Annotated in this window: 11 protein-coding genes; 3 read left to right on the top strand and 8 right to left on the bottom strand. The window is 55.1% G+C overall.

The window, feature by feature from the left end; all coding sequences use genetic code 11:
• The 3 genes from G536_RS0103555 to G536_RS0103540 all read right to left on the bottom strand — a co-directional run bounded on the left by G536_RS0103555 (nucleotide 1) and on the right by G536_RS0103540 (nucleotide 4,144).
• The gene (locus tag G536_RS0103555; protein WP_026879797.1) at nucleotides 1–2,208 is read right to left on the bottom strand and encodes a TonB-dependent receptor plug domain-containing protein; all 2,208 of its coding nucleotides are present in this window, start codon (nucleotides 2,206–2,208) and stop codon (nucleotides 1–3) included.
• A 180-nt stretch (nucleotides 2,209–2,388) separates the two neighbouring features.
• Nucleotides 2,389–2,916: a hypothetical protein gene (locus G536_RS26075; RefSeq protein WP_245575743.1), complete on the bottom strand. Its 528-nt coding sequence runs from the start codon at nucleotides 2,914–2,916 to the stop codon at nucleotides 2,389–2,391.
• A 769-nt stretch (nucleotides 2,917–3,685) separates the two neighbouring features.
• On the bottom strand, nucleotides 3,686–4,144 hold the full coding sequence (locus tag G536_RS0103540) for a RidA family protein (RefSeq protein ID WP_022822200.1): 459 nt from the start codon (nucleotides 4,142–4,144) through the stop codon (nucleotides 3,686–3,688).
• 112 nt (nucleotides 4,145–4,256) lie between these two features.
• On the opposite strand from G536_RS0103540, the gene G536_RS0103535 reads away from it, so the two are divergent.
• Together G536_RS0103535 and G536_RS30250 are read left to right on the top strand one after the other, a co-directional pair.
• Nucleotides 4,257–5,084: a TonB family protein gene (locus G536_RS0103535; protein ID WP_022822199.1), complete on the top strand. Its 828-nt coding sequence runs from the start codon at nucleotides 4,257–4,259 to the stop codon at nucleotides 5,082–5,084.
• 126 nt (nucleotides 5,085–5,210) lie between these two features.
• A complete protein-coding gene (locus G536_RS30250) occupies nucleotides 5,211–6,779 on the top strand; it encodes a DNA integrity scanning protein DisA nucleotide-binding domain protein (protein ID WP_022822198.1) in 1,569 nt (522 codons plus the stop codon).
• 104 nt (nucleotides 6,780–6,883) lie between these two features.
• Here G536_RS30250 and G536_RS0103525 read toward each other — a convergent pair whose 3' ends face one another.
• Entirely contained in the window at nucleotides 6,884–8,605 is a 1,722-nt protein-coding gene (locus G536_RS0103525; protein WP_084708469.1) for a CotH family protein, read from the bottom strand.
• A 463-nt stretch (nucleotides 8,606–9,068) separates the two neighbouring features.
• On the opposite strand from G536_RS0103525, the gene G536_RS30245 reads away from it, so the two are divergent.
• Nucleotides 9,069–10,301 carry a metallophosphoesterase gene (locus tag G536_RS30245; protein WP_084708468.1) on the top strand — a complete coding sequence of 411 codons (1,233 nt, stop codon included), beginning with the start codon at nucleotides 9,069–9,071 and terminating at the stop codon, nucleotides 10,299–10,301.
• Between the two features lie 895 nt (nucleotides 10,302–11,196).
• Here G536_RS30245 and G536_RS0103510 read toward each other — a convergent pair.
• From G536_RS0103510 to G536_RS0103495, 4 genes are all read right to left on the bottom strand, one after another.
• A complete protein-coding gene (locus tag G536_RS0103510) occupies nucleotides 11,197–11,706 on the bottom strand; it encodes a DUF4442 domain-containing protein (RefSeq protein WP_022822194.1) in 510 nt (169 codons plus the stop codon).
• Nucleotides 11,707–11,796: 90 nt separating this feature from the next.
• Nucleotides 11,797–13,785: a DUF3857 domain-containing protein gene (locus G536_RS0103505; RefSeq protein WP_022822193.1), complete on the bottom strand. Its 1,989-nt coding sequence runs from the start codon at nucleotides 13,783–13,785 to the stop codon at nucleotides 11,797–11,799.
• A gap of 34 nt (nucleotides 13,786–13,819) precedes the next feature.
• Complete coding sequence (locus G536_RS0103500) at nucleotides 13,820–15,787, bottom strand: DUF3857 domain-containing protein (protein WP_022822192.1); 1,968 nt, start codon at nucleotides 15,785–15,787, stop codon at nucleotides 13,820–13,822.
• Entirely contained in the window at nucleotides 15,774–19,082 is a 3,309-nt protein-coding gene (locus G536_RS0103495; RefSeq protein ID WP_022822191.1) for a hypothetical protein, read from the bottom strand. The genes G536_RS0103500 and G536_RS0103495 overlap by 14 nt, the downstream gene beginning before the upstream one ends.
• Nucleotides 19,083–19,085: the final 3 nt, after the last annotated feature.

Genomic DNA, 19,085 nt, shown 5'->3' with positions numbered 1-19,085 from the left:
TCACCGCTCGAAGCGCACCGTGATGAACAGGTTACGGCCGGGCGCGCTGATGCCGGAGGCGAATACGCGGTAATTGCGGTCTAGTATGTTTTCCAGGCCGGCCTGCACGGCCCAGCGCGGCGTTACCTGGTAGCTGGTGCGCAGGTTGAGCGTGTACCAGCCCAGCGCGCCGGCCGGCGTAGCCTGGGGCAGGTTGTCTTCGCCACTGGGGCTGTATTGGGCCACGGTTTTGCGGCCATTGAACAGCACCGAGCCTTCTGCCATCAGCCGGCGCAGCTGGTACGTAAGCGCCCCGCGGCCGTAGAGCGGCGAAATATGGTCGAGCGGTACATCGGCGGTTTTGTCGCGGCCCTGGGTATAGGTGAGGCTGCCGTCAAGGCGCAGATGCGCGGGCAGGGCCACTTGGGCGCGGCTGGAAACACCGTAAATGCGCGCCTTGTTGGTGTTTACCGGGGCCAGCGTCTGGTAGGTGCGGCCGTTGTAGAGCGTGGTAGTCTGGCCGTCGGGGGTAGTGAAGGGACGAACTACTAAGGCATCACGCAGGGTGGTGTAGAACCCGGTAACGGACAGCAGCAGCCGGTTTTCAATGTTCTCCGACAGCTCGGCCTCGTAGTTCACCACCCGCTCGGGCTTCAGGTTGGGGTTGGGGATGATAAGCGTGCCCAGCGTTTGGCCGGTACCAGCCGTTTGCTCGAAGGTGCGGCTCAAATCGTCCACGTTGGGGTTGCGGAACCCGGTAGCTACCAAGCCGCTCAGCCGCAGCCCGGCCGGCAGCATGGCCACCAGCCCCACGTTCCCATCCAGCGACGACGAGTTCTGCTTGACACTGTTGTAGGGCGAGTCGAAGGCAAAATCGGCATCCACTTTCACGTTGCTGAACCGTAGCCCGTCGGACAGAATCAACCGGTCGGTTATTTCCCAGCGGTGCGCGGCGTACACGCCTGCGGTGGCGTAGGTGGCGCCGTTGGGGTAGCGCGTAACAATGGGCGTTTTCACGCCGGTGTCCACGTTCACGCCTTCCCCAATGCTGCGCACTTTGTTGTGGGTTACTTCGGCCCCGTAGCGCAGCTCGTGGCGTTTCAGGTCCTTAAACAAATCGAGGTTGGCGCTCAGCACGCGCACTTTCTCGGTGTTTTCGTCGCGGCGCGCATTGTTCCGGTCCCGCACCAGGCGGCTTTCCTCGATGTCTTGCACAGCGGGCGTTAGACGCAGCACGTCATACAGGGCACTGGGGCGCGTCAGCTCCAGCTGGTAGCTGGCAAACAGGCGCTGTTGCGGGCCGTAGTCCCACTCGGCAAAGCGTAGGGCGCCGTTGCGGTAGGTTTGGAGCCGGTCGAAGCGCGGAATGTCGGAGGTGGTAGAGAGTTGCAGGTTCAGCAAGTGCCGCACGCCCACTTGCGGCTGAAACAGCACTTTTTGCACCACGTCCAGTTGCTGGTAGCCAGTGAACTTCTGGCGGTTTGGGTTGGAGTTAGGCAGTATCACGTCCTGGCCGTTCTGGCGCTCCACATATTCGTGCACTTCCCCAAAGCCCGGAAACCGGTCCATGCCGTGGCGGCCTTTGCGCAGTTCGTCGAAATCGGTGGCCGTTACGCTGGTGAAGGTGGCCCAGCGGCGCCAACCTAGCATGAAATCGGTGTGCACGGTTTTCTCGCGGGCGGCCGTGGCGTAGCGCAGCAGGTTGCTGGTGTGCACCGCAAAATTGGTGCTATCGGCTAGCCGGGGCTGTTTGGTGTAGAGGCTGATAACGCCACCCAGCGCGTCGGAGCCATACATCACCGCGCCCGCGCCGTTCAGGATTTCGGTGCGCTCCAGGGAGTTGACATCCACGGTGAGGATGTTTTGCAGGTGGCCGGCGCGGTAAATAGCATTGTTGAGCCGCACCCCATCCACTACTAGCAGCACCTTGTTGGCCTCGAAGCCCCGGATAACTGGCGAGCCGCCCCCCAGCTGCGACTTCTGCACGAACACCCAACCCGAGTTCAGCAGCGCATCGGCGGTAGTGCCGGGGTTAAGCAGCCGAATCTGGCGCGCACTCAGCACGTCTACCTGCTGCGGCAAATCCAGCTTCCGCTCGCCCTGAATGCGGTTAGCGGATACCACCACCTCATTCAGCCCAATAATACCGGCCGTATCTGGCGCGGCTGTTTGGGCGGCGGCAGGTAAAGTAAAAAGCAAGACTAGGGAAACGGGTAAAGTTTGTTTCATGAAGATTAGATGAAGAAGGCGAAATCAAAGTTACGCAGCGGCAGCAAGTGCTACGCACTATGGAAATGGCTATAGATTCACTTCTATCAAAATCTTACTTCGCTTTTACCCTGCCAGCAAACCCCGCTAAGGTAATTGCAAAAAGCACCTACAGTTCAGTATCAATCCAAGAATAAGCTGCTACTTGGTGGGCACCACGAGCTCTGGTTGAGGCCGTTTGGTTAGCTGACGGATAGCAGCCAGGTGAGAAAGCAGCACAAGCGGCACCACGCAGCTAGGCAGCCAGATGTAGGGAAAATGCAATACGGCCACGTTAGGCTGGGTGAACCCCCATTGTTGCACCAGCGACGGTACGGCCAGCACCGCCAGTACCACTATATTCAATAGCAGGCCTAAGCATGCCACGTTCCACCAGAGCAGCCCGCTTGTACCCAACCATTTCCTTTGAAATACTGCATAGTATACCAGCGGAGCACTCAAACCCGACAGCATGTCCCAGTTACGACCCTCAAACGTCATTAAGTGAGGCACTGCCTGATATACGTACAGCCCGAGCAGCACCATCTCTACGGCCACCCGGACGATGTGCAGACACGTAAGAATTTCGAGCCGCAAATTGTCGAGGTAGGTGCGGCCGGCACGAGTAAAGAACAGCGCGGCCATAGTCAGCAATGGGGGCAACAAAGCCAGCATCAAACGTGGCGGCATTGCCTCCGGCGCTACATACAGCCCACCTAGGCTCAGCCCGCTTTGCAATATTAACCAAGCAAGTAGCACAAAGAGCGTTGCACGGGACGAATGTGCAGCGCGATAGAATAGGCCTACGGCAAAGCTTGTAATCAGAACAAAAAGCACGCCTAGAGCAGCAGGTACATTTTCCATAGGGGGCAAGAATTGGTCGCCCTGCAAAGGAACTGCACCCAGCATGCGCAGCACTGCCAAATGACAAGAAATTACAACAAGTCCCCATTCTTAGTGCTTGTCCGAATGCGGCTTAGAGATGAATCCGCTATACCCAAGTACAAAGCCAGGTATTTGAGCGGCACGTGCTGGAGAATAGCGGGGCTCTGCTGCACCAGCTTTCCATAGCGGGTTACGGCTGCTTCTGTTACTTGGCCGAGCATTTGACCTTTAAGCGCCACCAACGCTCGCACCAGCATCGAGCGTCCAAATTCACAGTGGGAAAGTACCTAGCCTTTTCCGTCTTCCAATGTTTGTATATACCCTTGAGAAGGCAGCCAGGTGAAACAGGAAGCCACTTTCAGCATCAATTGCCCACTCCCGTAAAAATTGGTGGTTACGTCATTTCCCTGCGTGTCATAAACAAACGCCCGCAGCGAGCTACGCTCCAAGAATAGATATTCGTCACTTACACGGCAGCTTGCGGTAAGCTCATCAAGCTGCACTCAAGCAGAAAATCAATCAATGGTTTTCTATTTATATGGCAACAATACCAAAGTATCTGTTGAGTGGGTAGTTATCCGGCCACCGTCGCCACGCACTTCAGCTCGATGGCAATGGGCGTAGGCAGGCAGTTGATTTCGACGGTGGTGCGGCAGGGCTGGTTGCTTTGGAAATACTCGGCGTAGAGACGGTTGTAGGTGGCAAAGTCGGCCTTCATGTTGGTCAGGAACACCGTCACGTCCACCAAATCTTCCCACCGGGCGCCAGATTCTTCCAGGATGTAGCGCACGTTCTGAAACACGGCGTGGCACTGGCTTTCAAAGTCGTAGCGGACGATGGTGCCGGCCTCATCTAGTTCCACACCCGGCACCGCCTGTTGGCCGCGCTGCCGCGGCCCCACCCCCGATAGAAACAGCAAGTTGCCCACCCGGCGGGCATGCGGATACAGACCAACTGGCTCGGGGGCGCGGCTGGAATTGTGAGCGGTGGACGAGGCCGAGGCGTCGGCGGCGGAAGTAGTGTCAGGTGCCATACGTCAAAACTAGCCGTTTTTTGTACTTGATGGGCGGCCACTGAACCGACACGGCCGTTGGTGCGGTTGTTGATTAACTTTCGGTACCCACACCCTGGCTTTTCCTACCGTTATGCAGTCATTTCGTCGTTTTGCTTTTGTGGTAGCCCTGGCCTTGCCACTGGCTGCCCCCGCTTTGGCCCAGCAGAAATTGAAATATCCCAAGCCCGAACCCGAGCAGATTTACGATGCCGTGGCCCAGCCCGCCGTGCCCCTGGGTGGCGTGGAAGGCTACGCGCAGTATCTGGCCGACAACCAGCAGTACCCCACGGCGGCCTTGCAGCGCGGGGCGGCCGGCACCGTGGAAGTGACGTTTGTGGTGGAGAAATCCGGCGTTATTTCCAACGTAGCCGCCACCAAGCCCCTCGACCCGGCCCTGGATGCCGAAGCCATCCGGCTGATAAAAGGCGGCCCAAAATGGACGCCCGCTCAGCACAAAGGTCAGAAAGTGCGGCAGCGTATCAGCGTCCCGATTTCGTTTCAGATACCGATGGGCGCCGGTGGTCCCGCTCCGGCCACCGAACCAGCTATTGCCCCTACTACGGCCCCCACGGGCACTCCAGCACCAGCCAGCAACGCCAAATCCGGCGCTACCGTGGTGACACCCGACCAACCCGCCCGCCCGGTAGGTGGTACGGAAGCGTTTTTCGAGTGGATTCAGAAAAACCAGCAATACCCCGCCCTAGCCCGGCAGCGCAAGGTGGAAGGCAAGGTACAAGTGGAGTTCATCATCCAAAAAGACGGCTCGCTCACCGATGCCAAAGTGGTGAAGCCGCTCGGCTCGGGCCTCGACCAGGAAGCGTTGCGTCTCATCAAAGTAGCCCCCAAATGGACCCCGGCCACCTACCAGGGCCAGCCGATGAAGCAAAAAATGGTTTTGCCTGTTCTATTCCAGTTGTAAAGTAATTATGGGTTTCGTCCGTCGTTAAAAACAGCTGAAGCCTTCCTTTCCAGGGTGCTGCTGACCGGTTGATGCGTTCCGCTCACGGAGCGCCAACTCGTGCTGCTGAATTCTTTCCGCCTTCCTATGCTTTCCATTCCGCTGCTTTCCGCGCCGCCCGTCACGGCTCAGGCCCTTGCCGAAACCGATACCTACCACGTCTGGCCCTACCAGATGCGGTATTTGCAGGCCGCTCAGAATATTGCTGACGGCATTTTCAACGCGCTTGACGACGACCTAGAGTCTAGCGTGCTGCTGCTGGCGCTGTGCACCGCTTCCGATGCCTTAGTGCCCACCGAAGCGCCGCCAGTACATCTGGAACCGGCTAATCATGGCCTCAACCCGGCCCGGTTTACGCACGCACTGGCCCGCGGCCGGGAGTTGCAACTACTGAGCCATTTGGCCAGCGCCACCCCCCGCGACGGCGCGACGCAGGAAATGCTGAGCCGCCGGCAGGAGGCCCTGGGCATCCGCAATGCCGTGCAGGAGCTACTCGATGCGCACGACGAAAACAGCATCTATCAGCACGTAGCGGGTTGGCCCGTGCCCATCAACGACTACTACGTGGTGACGTTGCTGCGCATGCGCCGCAAAGCCATGCGAGCCTATCCGTCGTTGCGGCCGCACCGCTACTACATTGATGGCAAGCCCCTGGCGCCGTCGCTGCTGGTGGCCGCTATTTATCGTTTTGCCGAGGAGTGCGCCAAAACCTTGAGCGAGACGGAGCCCGGCTTTGGGATGCTCACGCGCCCCCGCGAGTCCGAGGAGATTCTGCGGGCGGCAGGTAAAAGCCTGCTCGACACGCCGGCGCAAGCGCTGGGGGCCGAGCCCGGTTCGGCGCGGCTGTTCAACACGCTCAACACCATTTCCAGTTTGCGCTACGAAGGTGCCGAGGGCGTGGGCAAGCTGATTATGGCCCGCCGCCGCCACCCCAACGTGGAGGAAGTCTTCGCTCTCACCTGCCCCACTCCGCTCACCGACTACCGGGCCGTGCGCAAGCTGCTCGAAATGACTACGCCCGACGTGAGCCTGCTCGCCGACAGTGAAAACGTGTACGCCCTCGGCCGTCTCATTGGCGACTACGACCCAACGCGGGAGGATTTGTTTGTTATCAATTTCATCAACCACTTTGCCTGGGAGTTTCAACACGATGGCAAAGTGCTAATGCGCACCATTTACAGCCAGCCCAGTTTGCCCCGTTCGCGCGTCAACCGCAGTCGGTTTCGCAAAGACCTCAAGCGCACCTTCCAGCTCACCGACCCCGCTAAGATTGAGCGTCTTTGGGAAGTGGTGCTGGAAGCCAGCCGCCAAAAGCATGGCACGCTACTAGTAGTCACCACCGAAGCCCTGGCCGAGGCCGACCGCCTAAAGCTACAATGCACCCTCATCGAGCCCGTGCCGCTCACGCCACTCATTACCCGCTTGGTTACCTCCATCGATGGCGCCGTGCTCCTCGACCCAGAAAGCTACTGCTACTCTATTGGCGTCATTCTGGATGGCAAGGCCTCGGGGCGCGGCACCAGCACCCGCGGGGCGCGCTACAATTCCGCCATCCGCTACGTGGAAACCTCGCCCTATCCTTGCTTAGCCATTGTAGTTAGCGAAGACGGCATGGTGAATGTTATTACCAAGGAGCGGCTGGGGGAGGAAGAATAATCTGCCTATTATATCAGACATCATGATTTGCAGAAGCGCCGCTGCTCTCTGCTACTAAATATGCAGTGGCAACGGCGCTTTTAATTATTTAGGAACAGATAGTTTTAGTTTATTACCAGCTTATCTCTCTTAGATATTTTTTCACTCTTAACAGTCGTTATATATAAACCTTTTGGCAAAGAACTAATATCTACTTTGCTAGTTTTACCACTTAGTGACTGTTGTATAATTACTTTACCACTCATATCCTGTACGCATATTTCACGAGCGAAGAAATTATTTTCTATCATAAAATAACCATTTGTTGGATTAGGATATATTTTCAGCTCTATTTTGGTTGCAGCAGTTGCATTTACGTTACTTAAAGCAATGCAACTCTGACTGAATGCAACATCCAAATAAGCTATTCTGTTGTTCAACCAAGAGTTAACATAGGCAAGTTGTGTTGCATCGTACGCAAAACTATTCCAAGCTATATGCTCTCTCTCATATGCATTATTACTGACTAGGTAGTTGTTGTTAACCGCAAACCTAGCCATAATACTGTTCTGGGTTATAACAGTGGCACGCAATTCAGCCCAACGCTGCACCAATGCCATCCGGAAACCATTAGGCGAACAATCTTGATTTAGTCGATCATAGAAGCCATTGGAAAGCAAACCAACTGTAACATTATCCTGATTGCCTTGCCAATTATTACCAAATACCGCATCTAAATCCCAAGGAACGTAATAATAAGGCTCACCCGCTTTATATTTAGCTATATATAAGTTCTTTCCAGTATTATCTAATGCTCTCAACAAGTTCAAGAAAATATAATAATCAACAGCGTTACTAAGCTTGAACTTATTTTTGTAATTATTATTAAAATCCTGGGCAGAGCTATTTTCAACGAAATCAACAAAATTATACAGATTAGACCAATCTATTTCCTCTTCTGGGTGCTTGTACTCAAAGCCACCCCATGTCAAGCTTGTATTATCGAAAGGCGGTAGACCAGTGAAAGTAGTGGCACCCCAGTCGCCGCCTTTATATAGTTCCCCCTTGATCGTTTGATTGTCGTATTTTTTGAGTTTCAACTGCTTCCGGTCTACTCGCTCGCTCAGTGCGTAAATCCCCTTGTACTCGTCATTAATAAATACCTCAACATAGGTCATAGCTATGCCATTCTTAGCATCTGGCTCTAAGTTTTTGTAATATATTTGATGAATGTCCTGCCATAATTCATTCGAAACTTTGCTTTGCATACGTAGCGGCTCATTGTACATAGCTTGCAAATTCCATTTATTATCATTGCGCATATTCAATAAGCGTACATCACGCGAAGTAGCACCTAATGTATCATTCCAAAAGCTCAGTTCGTATGACTTTTTGGGCAAGCTTTGTGACGAAGCACCTCGTAATTCTATTCCTATTGCCGATTGTGTGAAAGCACGGTTGTTTTCCGACATTGAGAAAGTAGCGTAAACACTTGGAGTATCTACAATCTGCTTTCTTGTATTAATATGAATAATTGGTAGCTTAGTAAAATAAGCAGTGTATACTGAATCATTACATACTACTTTATACGAAGAGGCTTCACTTATTGAATATACAGGAGCTAAAAACTCATAATCTTCACTTAGCATTAGATGGTTTTTTGGCTCATTAACCCCGCCAATCAATTCACTAACAGACTGGTTAATGATAACTATATTTTTCTTATGATCTACATGATAGAGATTAGGTTTAACTCTGATTGTATCACCAGCTAATGCTGATCCAGCTGACAAGAGCAAAGTAATAGTTAGTAGAATTAGATTAACTGAAGTAAATTTTTTATTCATTTTTTCTTATTTATTTTTTAATTATTAAATCGAAACCAACTATGCCTTCATATAATATGCACGAGGATAATTCTCTTTCCAGCCAATGTAAATTGACCTTTCGCTCAAGCTTACTCAGTGCTAATAATCTGTATTTTTGATACTTGCAGCAAATAGCAATAGCATAGTAATGCTCTCAAAACTGCGTCGTAAGTAGAAAGTGCACTGCTATTAATGGAGCACTTAGCCCCTATAATCAATGTGTAGGCTAGCCACCTAACTTTTCAAATCCTATAACTAGCTATTTATCAATTTTATTTGTAACTATTCCGTAATCAAGCAGCAAGACTATTGTATCTTTAATACGACATGAGATTATCAGCAAACAGTATTTGTGATACTCTAGGAGTATTTCATCAATTCAAAATCAGTTTTATACTTTCAAATAGGTATTTTTAGACACCAAATCCGCAAGCCTTTAAATATGACTTACCCGATAAAGGCGTGCGAAGTACGCACAGCAAATCTTCATTTTATTATAACAACTAAAAAATCTTCAATCTATTCAACTTCTCATGAGCATATCCCAATGATTGCCTCTTTACGGTCACATTTTTGGCACCTAACATCGGTGGTCTGTCTCTGTTTGCTGGCTCACCTAAGTATAGGGCAACGCTTCGCAGCTATTGGAGACTATGGGTTTGCGGGTCCGGCAGAACGCGACGTAGCCCAACTAGTAAAAAGCTGGGACCCTGAATTCATCATAACCCTCGGTGATAACAACTATGATGTAGGAGATTCCAGCACTATAGACCAGAATATCGGCCAGTATTATCACAATTATATCTATAAGTACAAAGGGCGCTACGGACCTAGCGCTTCTACCAACCGCTTTTTTCCCTCGCTCGGCAACCACGACTATTACACTCGAAATGGGGAGCCTTACCGCGACTATTTTACGCTGCCTGGCAACGGCCGCTACTATGATTTTGTGCGCGGCAATGTTCACTTTTTTGCTCTCAACAGTGACCCAGCCGAGCCGGATGGCATTACGGCAACTTCCACTCAGGCCCGATGGCTGCAAGCTGGGCTTGCTACTTCCACAGCACGCTGGAAAGTTGTTTATCTGCATCACGCACCTTATTCGTCAGGCTATCATGGCAACACGCAGGCGTTGCAATGGCCGTTTCGTGCATGGGGGGCCTCCGTGGTCCTAGCCGGCCACGACCATCACTACGAGCAGCTGACAGTTGATGGCCTGCCCTATTTTGTAAATGGCTTAGGCGGACGCAGCGTTTATCGGGTTAGACAGACGCCACAGCCTGAAAGCAACACTATCTACAATGGTGACTATGGCGCTATGCTTCTCAACGCTACGCCAGATAGCTTATCGCTACAATTTTTTACGCGGCGCCAGACACTTGTGCACACCTATGTACTACATAGGCCGCTACGCACCGAGCCAACCCTCTACCCCATTTCGCCTAACCCACTTCAAGGCGATGCACTAGTTGAGTTTTCGGTACCAACCTCAACAACGGTGCACTTGCGAGTGCTCAATACCCTCGGCCAAGAGGTAACCACTTTGCATCAGGGGGTAGTTGATGCTGGCTGGCACCGATTCACACTACCACGCAATTCACTGGCAGCAGGCTTGTACTATGTGCAGCTATCAGGAACCAACTTCTCGCAAGTAATGCGAGTGGTAGCACTGTAGTCAATCCCCCCCAATTCCCTGTATAAGCCTGGAAGTATGCCCTAATCCTGAAACTGGCTTCGCACACTGAGCGGGCTACAACTCGGCTCTTCGCTACAATTGAAACCTTCACCTTATCCTTGCTAGGTTATTGTGTTCAGTGAGGAAGGCATGGTAAGCGTCATCGCCAAGAAGTGGTTGGGAACGGAGAATTACGGGCAAGCATTCAATTTTCAATTGTGCGATACTGCCGGCGCCTCACTTGCCATGTGTGCAAAGCATGAAGCAAAGCCGAATCGCAACTTAGCTGTACTGCTTTTTCGAGCTCGAATGGATAGCGTTTAGAGACAATTAGCTCTTGTGGTGCAACTATCTGCCAAGAAGCGCCAAGCACACAATCCTCGTTTTTGCGATGCTCTAATCGAGTGGCCCACTGCAAACCAGGCAGTAAGGGGGTTATCATTGCTGTTCGATGACAACGCGGGTAGAAACTCATAGGCGCTATCTGTTGCACTGCTACAACCTGCCATCCTCTTCGAAACAAGACTCGTATGGTGACCCATTTTTCTTGGCGGGCAAATAAGCCTGCCATTGGTTCAAACGCTTTAGACCATGGCCCGGAAAGCGTTTCTGGAACTGACAAAAGCATCCAAAGAGCCTGAACCACTAACAGCGGCGCCCAAAGCACCCAAGGCACTGCGCGCCACAACTTAGGCAGTACACCTATGTGTACACCTAGCATTCGGCAAGCAGGGAACGCCAGCCCCCAAAATCCCCAACGGGGTATATTTTCTAATGGAAGCGGTGAGAATTCAAGAGGCGTAAATAGAGTAGTTCCCATAGCTCCAATACTCAGCAGCCATAGCCTAATTATCATTCGCTGTCCAGTGGACATATACTGCCATCATAGTGTTTATTAAATCTTCGATTTGGCCCGAAACGACCAGGTAATCCGGAAGGTAGCTACCACGTCGCCGGCCTGGTCGATGCCGGTGCTGGTGCAGACTACGGTGCGGCCTTCGCCGGTGGTGCGGCTGTCAGCTATGGCTTGGGCAATGCGGAGGCCGTCTTCGGAAGTGAAGGCAATCAGGCCGACGGCTTTCTTGGTGAAATCAGCTTCCAAACCCACTACCAGCATCGAGACGCGGCCGGCACCCTGGGTGTGCATCATAGCGAGCAGGCCGCTGGCCATTTCGGCGGCCATGCTCAAGCACGCAAAGTAGATGCTGCGGAATGGGTTCTTGGTGAGGTACTTGAACTGCACCGTAATCACCGCCCGCTCGGGCGTCACTTCCCGCAGCCGCAGCCCCGCCAGATACGCCATGGGTAAGCTGCGTAACATGAACAGCCGTAGCTTCAGCGGGTTGGAGATGGTGCGCCGGAAAGCCGCGGCGGCTGGCGTATCGAGTGAATCGGTGGGGAGCATAGCAGACGGAACGGGTATAAAGTAAATGTAGCACGAAGCTTCTGCCTCGTGCTACACGTACCGCTATATACACTGTGCAAACTGCGGGTATCAGCTTTTCTTCTTTTCCAGCACCAACACCACTTTGTTGAAGTTGGCGGCAGCGTTTACCACTTCCCGAAAGGCTTCAAAATCCTTCTTGGGCCACCGAATCTGGCGGTAGGCTTCCGTGATAGTGACTTTCACAATCTGGCCCTGCACGTCATACTTCGAGTTGAAGTAGTAAAGCGGATCTTTGGCGTCGGGGCCGGCTTTCACATCGGCGTTCAGGTCTTGCAGGTTGCGCACTTGGTAGCCAGCGGGTAGTTCCAGCGTGATGATACGGTTGTAGCGCCGGTTGAAGTCGTTTTCCACGTCGTATTGCCGGGCTTCCACCTGGTACAGCTCCGACTGTGGCCCCAGCAGGTCGCCAATCTTGAACAGGTAACGTTGCCCAGCCTTGTTGAGCAGCGCCACCGATTCCACGTTGGCGTCTATCAGAAACGGCTTGCTGAGCGGGCTCAGCCCGGCCTCGCCGTTGGTCACTTTCACGCTCTGAAAAGTAGCATCGGGCACGCTGCTCTTCACCAGCGCCTGTAGTATCTCGGTGCGCTTTTCTTCTGGAATCAGCGAATAGAATGGCTGGATTTCCTGCGCGTGGTAGCCGCCCAACACTTGGTGTAAATCCACGAAGGCCTTGTCTAGCTCCGGGGTAAACTTCACTTTAATGTCCAGGTCGGAAGGGCTCTGCTCAGCGCTTAGCGTCGGAATCTCGCGCACGGTACCCACCGCCGATTCGGTGGAGCCCAGCTTCACGGTACGTACGAATAGGCCCTTATTGGCGGTCCAGCCAGAGGGCACCATACCGTAGCGAAAATCGGGGCGGGCGGGGGCCAGCAGCTGCTTGGTTTCGGGGAAGTAGAGGGCGTAGTTGTCGAGGTAGTTCCATGAGTCAAACGACTCATCGAAGACTACGTCCGACCGGTCGGTGGTTACTACCAGCTCATGCTCGATGCTCAGCCGCTTGAGTAGCGCCCCGAACAGCCGGGTGATGCCCACATCAGAAGCGTTGTGCGTAGCGGCCACCCGCGCCAGGTTAAAGTCGCCACCTTCCTGCACATTGAAGTTGGTTTTTAGGTACTGCTCCAAGGCCCGCACGCGGGTTTCGGTGTCGCCGGCGGGCACTTTGGCGGCTTTCAACACTCTATCGGCCGCCTTGGCTTCGTCCTTGCCTAACGTATAAATGTTTTCGTGCAGGTACTGGCTGGCATCCGACCAGGTGAAGAGTCGGGTACGGCCTCGTTGGGCGCTGTATGCCAGTTTGTATTCCACCCGCATCCGTTCGGCTCCTGTTTCGGCAAAGGCTTCTTCATGCGCGGCGGGCACCTGGGTCAGCTTCATTCGGATGTGGCGCTTGCCGGCCAGCACGGTGTCGCGGGAGGCGGCTGGGCCGTGGTACACGCGGGCATCAAAGGTCAGGGCTTCCGGCGAAATTAGCTCAAAGGTCACGTCGCGAGCCGGCAAGTCGCTTTGCAGGTAGTCGCGCCCGAAGAACTTGGGCGCCCGCTCGCGCAGAAATACGTACTCGATTTCCGAGCCTTTCTCGACGCCTTCCACCGCGAAAATCTTGTAGCCGCGGCGGCCATCCTCGTCTTTCAGCTCCTTGATGCTGCTCTCATTCACCTCCACTACCTCTCCCCGCGGACTAATGGTGCGGGCTTTGAGGAACAGCAGTTGGCCGCCATCCTGCGGAATATAAATTTTGTTGAACCGCTCAATGCCTTCCGACGTGTTGACGCGCACGATGCGGTGCTCCGTCGAATATAGCTTCAAGCCCTTGTCCTGCGGGCTGTATAGGTACTCGTGGGCTGTAAAATCGCGCAGCATCAAGGCTGGCTGCTTGATTTCCTCCTCTGAAACCGCTAGGCGCTTGGTGCGCTTGGCATCCCAGGTATAGGTGGCGTATTGCAGCGTAGTGGGTACCGTTTGGGCTAGTAGCGGCATGGCAGCGGCCAGCAGCACAGCCAACGTGGTAGCCCGAGCAGCAGATAAAAACTTCATATAGGGTTGATAATGATGATAGAAACTACCCGAATTACACCCGCTTTTTCTTGAAAATCACGGTTTCCCGGTAGGCGGCATTCAGCTTATCGATGCCGGCATTCCACTGGTTGAACTGCTGGGGCTGAAGCATCAGGTAGTTGATGTACAGCTCTTTGTCCTGCACAATCTTGTTGCCCTGCCGCTCATATTTGATGCGGAAGCCAAACAGCGGGTCTTTGGACTCGGCAGTGGCGGGTAGATACTCCACGTCGTAGCCGGCCGGAATTTCCAGCTCGGTGCGGGTGCGGTTCTGGTGGGCGTACTCGTTTACGCGGGGAAGGCGGCGCTTGGCAGCGTCAATTTTATCGTGAGCGTAGGGCTGGTCCAAGTTCAGGTTCACGTAGATTTCGTCGTCGAGCTTCTGCACGTAATCCTGCAAGCGGTACTCGTAGTCGATGGTCAGGGGCTGGTCGTGGGTGTCGAGGTGGCTGACGCTGTACTTGTCGACAAAGAACTTGTTGTTACCGCGTTCCAGCAGTCCTTTCACGTAGCGAGTTTCCTCCAGTTGGTTGAGGCCGTCGAGGGCATAGCTCTGCCGCACCTTGGCGTAGCCACCAAGTTGCAGGCTGCCTTTGCCGCGCAAGCCCCCTTTGTCGTCCAGCGTCAATACCGACACGTCGGCCACCGGGCTGCGGTTATTTTCCATCACCGGCACCTCCACCACTTTGCAGGTTTTGCCATCAATAGCCAGCAGTGCCTCTTTACCTTGAATAAACGACGAGGGCAAGCCGTAGGGCATGTACTTGTTGGTGGCATCCAGGAACACGTACTTACCGGGACTGGCTTCGTAAGTAGTAATCATGTGGTTATCAACGCCGGGCGTAGCCAGTTCGGAGTAGCGGTAGGGTAAGTCGCGGGTACCAATCCAGGTGAGGTACGACTTCACGCCGGTCATGCGCAGCATCTCGCGGGTGAGGTTGGCCATATCCTTGCAGTCGCCGTAGCGCTTGGCGTACACCTGCCCGGCATCACGCGGAATGAAGCCGCCCATCCCGTTTTCGAAGGCCACGTACCGGATGTTGTCCTGCACCCAATAGTAGATGCGCTGCACCCGCTCCTGCTCGGTTTTGGCTCCCACCACCAACGAATCGACGATGTGGCGCAAATCAGGGCTTTCCTTGGTATTGAGGTTGCTCACGAAGCCCGAGTACAGGTTGTACAGCTCCGGTACCCCCGCCAGCATGCGGCGTGCTTGCCCGGCCGCCGAGGGCACTTCCTCCACGAAATACACCAAATGCGGTAAGTAGTACGCCGCCTCCGGGCCGTCGTCGTCGCGGGGTGGGCTGGGCAGGTTGTCGGCGGCCCAGCGGTAGGTGACTAGGTTGCCTTTTTCCTGCTTGGTGAAGCTGACTGGGGTGTTTTCGACGTGGAAAAGCTTGTGGCTAACCTTGATACTGCGCGGGGCCGTCACCGTCAGCTCGGCGTGGCGCATGGGAATGTGCGCCCCAAAGTAGAACGGCATCAGAAAGCGCGGGTCGGGGTGGCGCACGGTGTAGTCGGTAACGGTACGCGCCCCCGCCGATACGGCCGGGAAGCTGAACGTTGTAGCCCGCGTATCGTCGTAGAAAATGCCCGACTGCACCTCGAACTTTTCTTTGAAATCCGTCACTTTCACCGCTTTGTAGCTGTTGCCGGCCGGCACCATGGTACGGGCGTCCAGCTTCTGCAAGCGGCTGAAGTGCGAGTTAAACACCCGGTCGTTGGCGTACATAGCCGACTGTGCATCAAGGTGCAGCATGTCCTGATGGTGCCGGGCCAGCACCACCACCGAGTCGCCTTTCAGCTCTAGGGTTACGTCGGTGCGGTAATCGAGGTACACGGCTTTTTCGCCCGGAAATTTCGCCTGCATTTCAGTTACAAGCTGCGCGGGCTGCTGGGCTAGGGCGGGCGCCACCAAGCCTAGCAATCCTGAGAAAACGAGTAGCGCGGCGTGGCGGCGCAAGTGCTTATTTGCCTTCATACACGTACTGATTCCAGTAAATTTCCGTCTTAGTGGGCTTGCCCTTGGTATCGTAATATACAGTCGGGCCCAGTTTTTCGCCGCTGCGGTAGCTTTCCTCTCGCTCCAGGGTGCCATCAGGACGGTAATAGCGGCAGCGGCCGTGCAACTCGCCGTGCAGGTATTGCTCTTCCTCCATCAGCTTGCCGCTGGGGTGGTAGCCGGTGAGCGTGCCAGTGAGCAGGCCTTCTTTAAAGCTCATGCGGCGAAACACCTGGCCGGAACTGTAGTATGTGGTACGAGTTCCGTCAACCATGCCGCCGCGCACAGTTTCGTCGGTTGCGGGCTTGCCGTTGGCAAAGCTGGTTTTCATTGTTCCAGTCAGCTTTTCGATACGCTGCCAGGGGCCCAATTGGTCGTGGCCGGGGCGGAAGGCAGCCAGGTTGCCGTGCTCGTAGAGGCGCTCTTCCAGCAGTTCGCCGGCGGGGTTATAGTACTGCGAAACACCTTCGGGCGTACCGTAGAGGTAGTTCTGCACCGCTTCCAGCTTGCCGTTGGGGAAGTAGTAGCGGGTTTCGCCCACCCAATTGCCGTAGCGGTAGTTGATAGTGGAGCGCAGCTGCCCGCTCGAGTAATACTCTTGCCAGAGGCCGTGCCGCTCGCCGTTGCGAAACTCGCCGCTGTAGTGGAGCTGGCCGTTCTGAAAATACGACTTATAAGGACCGTGGCGCCGGTCGGCTTCGTAGTTGAGCACCACCTCCGGCTGCCCGCTAAGATGGTACCAGGTGGCTGGCCCGCGGTTTTCGTAGCAGGCTACCGGTGTGCGGTAGTGCACTTTGCCGTTAGGATAGACAAAGATAAACTCCTTGGTAGCAGGCTGCTGCACAATGTGGCTCAGCACGCCACCCAACGTATCGTAGGTAGTTAGCTCCAGCTTGCGCCCGAAAGCATACACACGCGACTCGGTAAGCTTGCCGTTCGGGGCAAAGCTGCGCGTGACGCCGTTTTTCTGGCCTTGGTGCATCTCATACTCCTCGCTCACTTGACCGTCGGCGTAGTAGTCGCGCCAGGGGCCCTGCTGCTGACCGGCGCGGTAATAGCCAGTTTGGCTGCGCTGGCCATCGCGCAAAAACGACTCGAACGTGCCTTCTAGGCTGCCGTTGCGGTAGTTGGTGCGCTTTTTCAGCTGTCCGTTGGCGTAGTATTCCACGGCGCTGCCCTCCTGTTGGCCTTGCTTGTAGCTGCGCATCTGCTGCAATACGCCATTGGTGTACTGCCAGCGCCACTCGCCCTCCATCTGCCCGTCGAGGTAGGTACCGGTGCCAGTAGTAATGCCATCGGCACCGCGCAGCTGCACTGGCACGCGGCCTTTCTTGATGGGCGTATCCTGCACCAGCTTGCTGGTGGTGGGGTCGTAGTAGCGCAGCCGCGTGAGCCGGCCATGCTCGTAGTCGAGGTCCGAAAACAGCTTGCCCTGGTAGTTGTAGTCGTGGTAGGTACCGTGCAGTTCGCCGGCTTCGTCGTGAGGAACTTCGGCGCTCAGTTTACCATCGGCAAAATATTCTTTCCACAGCCCCGTGCGCTTGCCGTGCGTGAATGTGCCGGTATTTTCCAGCTGGCCGTTGGAGAAATAGTCGGTATAGGGGCCGTGCAGCTCCCCTTGGTCGTAGGTACCGCGCTTCTCGGGCACATTGTCGGCGAAGTTGACCAAGAAAGGGCCTTGCTTTTTGCCGGCTACGTAAGTGTATTCGTACTCCTTGCTGCCGTCGGAGTAGAAATAGGTTTGCACGCCTTCCTGTTTGTCGGCGCGCAGGTCAGTTTTCATTTTTAGCTTACCCCCCGGATACAGCTCCTGATACGGCCCTTCCAGCTCGCCAGCCCGGAAAGTGCGGGTTTCGCTCAACTCTCCGCAATAGGTGAACACCTTCATCAACCCGTTAACTTTGCCCTGAGTCATGGGCATTTCTGAGGCAAGCTGACCGTTGTCGTGGTAGTCGCGCACGAGGCCTTCCATCTCGCCGTTGCGGTAAGACACGGTGCGTTGCAGCTGGCCGTTGGGGTGGTAATGGCGCCAGGTACCGGTGCGCTTGAAATCGGGGCCGTAGTTGCCTTCCTCTTCCACCGAGCCGGCTTGGTTTACAAACAGCCATGGCCCGGTGAAGCGGCGCTCTTCGCCCTGCACCGTGCCTTCGCCGAGGCCGTCCACGCGGGCCTCATCATCGAACCAGGCTTTGGCAAGGACGGTTTTGCCGTCGCGCTCCACAGGCTGCTGCTCCCGAATGCGAAGCAGCGCAGGCGTGAGGACAGTGTAGAGCTTCTCCACTTTGCTTTTGTTGCCTTTCACCCACTGCGCCGCCTTTTTATCGTCGGCGGAGGCCAGCACGAGGTAAGTGAAAGTAGTTAGATTGTCGCCCTGACGGAGCTGCTCCACCAGCGGGCCGTAGAGGCGCACCCAATAGTCGTCGGTTGCCGCCGCAGGGAATTTCTCTACCAGCAGCTGCGTCTGCTTCACTAGCGCCGCATTGAACTTCACTTTCGATACGTACTCGGGGCGCAGCGCCACCTTGGAGTCGATGAGTAAGTCCAGCTCTTTGAAGGCTTCGTTGGGCAGGAAAGGCGTGATTTTACGGTTTTCCTCCACAACGGCCGTGTGGGTAGCCAGCTGCTCTAACGTTACGAGCATATCGTGGCTGTTCGAGCCATCGGGGTTAACCAGCAGGTACGCCAGCAAGCCAAGCATGGCGCGGCTGGTTTGGCCCTGGCGCATAGCCAGGCTGGCCAGTTGATAGTGGCTGTTGGGGTGCGTTGGCTTGAGGCTCACGCCACGCTGCAAGCTGCGGAAGCCATCCTCAAACCGCTTGGCTTCCACCTGCATTACGCCCTGGTTGAACCACAACGTCTGGTGGTATGGGTAGCGCTTCAGGCCCGCATCGTAGAAAGCCTGAGCCTTATCTAGGTGCTTCAGCTCTTCTTCGGCCCAGGCGGCGGCCACGTAGGGTTGCGGGTCGAGGTAGTGCAGGGCCAGCGCCCGGTTGGCGGCTTCCAGTGCCTCTCGGTATTTCTCCAGGGCCAAGTAGGTGGTGGCCAGCTCGCTCTGCACCGCCGGATACAGCGAGTCGCCGGGCGTGACGGCGCGGTAGCGGGCAACGGCGGCCTCGTACTGCTGTTTGTCGTACAGTTCCACACCCTCTTTCAGCGCATCGGGCGAGTAAGTAAGAGGCGGCAGCGGGGTCGTTGGAGAAGGGGTTTGGGCAAGGGCCACGCTAGGCGCGCCAGCCAGCAGCGCTAGCGCCAGGCCATAAGGATAACGGTGCATCAA

Origin of the sequence: Hymenobacter norwichensis DSM 15439, from assembly GCF_000420705.1 — a bacterium.
Classification (GTDB): Bacteria; Bacteroidota; Bacteroidia; order Cytophagales; family Hymenobacteraceae; genus Hymenobacter; species Hymenobacter norwichensis.
The sequence above is the reverse complement of the archived record's forward strand: the minus strand, read 5'-3'. Positions and strand labels throughout refer to the sequence as shown.

Coding starts and splice junctions, on each gene's coding strand:
- G536_RS0103555 (WP_026879797.1), bottom strand. CDS start 2,208: ATGAAACAAACTTTACCCGTTTCCCTAGTCTTGCTTTTTACTTTACCT.
- G536_RS26075 (WP_245575743.1), bottom strand. CDS start 2,916: ATGCCGCCACGTTTGATGCTGGCTTTGTTGCCCCCATTGCTGACTATG.
- G536_RS0103540 (WP_022822200.1), bottom strand. CDS start 4,144: ATGGCACCTGACACTACTTCCGCCGCCGACGCCTCGGCCTCGTCCACC.
- G536_RS0103535 (WP_022822199.1), top strand. CDS start 4,257: ATGCAGTCATTTCGTCGTTTTGCTTTTGTGGTAGCCCTGGCCTTGCCA.
- G536_RS30250 (WP_022822198.1), top strand. CDS start 5,211: ATGCTTTCCATTCCGCTGCTTTCCGCGCCGCCCGTCACGGCTCAGGCC.
- G536_RS0103525 (WP_084708469.1), bottom strand. CDS start 8,605: ATGAATAAAAAATTTACTTCAGTTAATCTAATTCTACTAACTATTACT.
- G536_RS30245 (WP_084708468.1), top strand. CDS start 9,069: ATGACTTACCCGATAAAGGCGTGCGAAGTACGCACAGCAAATCTTCAT.
- G536_RS0103510 (WP_022822194.1), bottom strand. CDS start 11,706: ATGCTCCCCACCGATTCACTCGATACGCCAGCCGCCGCGGCTTTCCGG.
- G536_RS0103505 (WP_022822193.1), bottom strand. CDS start 13,785: ATGAAGTTTTTATCTGCTGCTCGGGCTACCACGTTGGCTGTGCTGCTG.
- G536_RS0103500 (WP_022822192.1), bottom strand. CDS start 15,787: ATGAAGGCAAATAAGCACTTGCGCCGCCACGCCGCGCTACTCGTTTTC.
- G536_RS0103495 (WP_022822191.1), bottom strand. CDS start 19,082: ATGCACCGTTATCCTTATGGCCTGGCGCTAGCGCTGCTGGCTGGCGCG.